At 64.5% G+C, this 1,534-nt stretch carries 1 protein-coding gene; it reads left to right on the top strand.

The genetic code is table 11. The features are described 5' to 3' along the window. The first annotated feature begins 78 nt into the window (after positions 1-78). A complete protein-coding gene (locus A39O_RS0109350; RefSeq protein ID WP_020504396.1) occupies positions 79-978 on the top strand; it encodes an RpnC/YadD family protein in 900 nt (299 codons plus the stop codon). Positions 979-1,534 lie beyond the last annotated feature (556 nt).

Raw genomic sequence — 1,534 nt, 5'->3', positions numbered from 1 at the left:
GCGCGACCACGCCGTGGACCCCGATCACCAGACGCCCGCGTCGGCCGCTGCGCCGGAAGGCGCATTGAACGCCGTCCCATGAGCCACGACCAAAACTTCAAGAACCTCATCATCGACTATCCGCGCGAGTCGATCGCCTTCTTTGCGGCGGTTGAGTCCCATGCCGTCGATGCCGGCGCCCGCATCCTGCCGATCCGTCAGGAGCAGCTCAAGGAACGACTCGGTGCGCGGTTTCGCGAATTGGATACGCCCCTGCTGGTGGAATGGCCGGACGGCCGGCGCGCCGCGCTGCTGTTCGCGTTTGAGGAAGAGACCGACCCCCAGCGCTTCTCCATGCATCGCTTGGCGCACTATTGTCTCGATCTCGCCGAGATGTTCGCAACCGAGCGGGTCGTCCCAGTCGTCATCTTTCTGCACGCCGGACGCTTTCCGTCGTCCCTGCGACTCGGCAGCGAAAGCGCGGCCTACCTGGAATTTCGCTATCTCGCGACCGCCCTGTTCCGCATCCCGGCCCGCGCCCACCTGCACAGCAGCAACCTGGTCGCCCGGTTGAATCTGCCCAACATGGCCTACGCCCCCGAAGACAAACTGGAGGTCTACGCGCAGGCCGTGCGCGGCCTGGTCGAGTTGGAGCCAGACCCCGAGCGGCGCTTGAAATATCTCGACTTTATCGACATCTACGCCGACCTGGACGACCATGAGCGCACCCTCTACACCCAACGCTATCCTCAGGAGGCGGCCGACATGAGCGGATTTGCCCAGCGTTTCATCGAACAAGGCATCGCGCAAGGCGTCAAGCTGGGCGTGCAGCACGGCGAAGCCCGCGTCCTCACGTCCCTCCTGCGCTTGCGCTTCGGCGAATTGCCCGAGGCCGCGCGTCAACGAATTGACACCGCCGATGCGGACACCCTGTTGCGCTGGTCCACGCGCGTNCTGACGGCCCAGACCCTGGCCGAGGTGCTCGACGACGCCAGTTGACCGGTGGTGACGCCGCGATCACCGCGGTCTGCGCGCAGGACCGCAGTGCATCTGGCTCCCACGCTTCAGAACCGTAGGGCGCAATCGCGCAGCGGAGTGTGCCGCCGATCGTGCAGCACCCCGCCACCCGGCGCAATACGGCAGTCGCCTAGCAGCCTGTCGGACTTTCGGCGATTTCCGAATAAGACGCTATCAAGAATCAACCTCCGTAGGAGCCCGCTTGCGGGCGACCTGACCTGCCGGAATCGCGTCATTGTGCCCCCCACCCGTCGCCCGCAAGCGGGCTCCTACGGGTTGGATTTTTCACGGAACTCACCTTACGTTAGATTGTGGAGCAACAAAAAGCCTTGTTGTTGACTCATGCCCTTATCCTAAGGGCTAAGTCCGACAGGCTGCTAGCGCGCCCTACGGTCCGCCACCGCCCTCCGCGCCATCACGCCAGCCATGGACAACCGCCCCCNCAAACCCTGGCACCGCTGGCTCGGCATCCTGCTCACCGACCTGTTCGTCGGCCGCCCCTGGTCGGTGACCATGGAAGAGGAGTTGTCGCTCAAGA

The sequence above is a fragment of the Lamprocystis purpurea DSM 4197 genome (genome assembly GCF_000379525.1).
Lineage (GTDB): Bacteria > Pseudomonadota > Gammaproteobacteria > Chromatiales > Chromatiaceae > Thiodictyon > Thiodictyon purpureum.
This window is presented reverse-complemented; position numbering and strand designations above follow the sequence as displayed.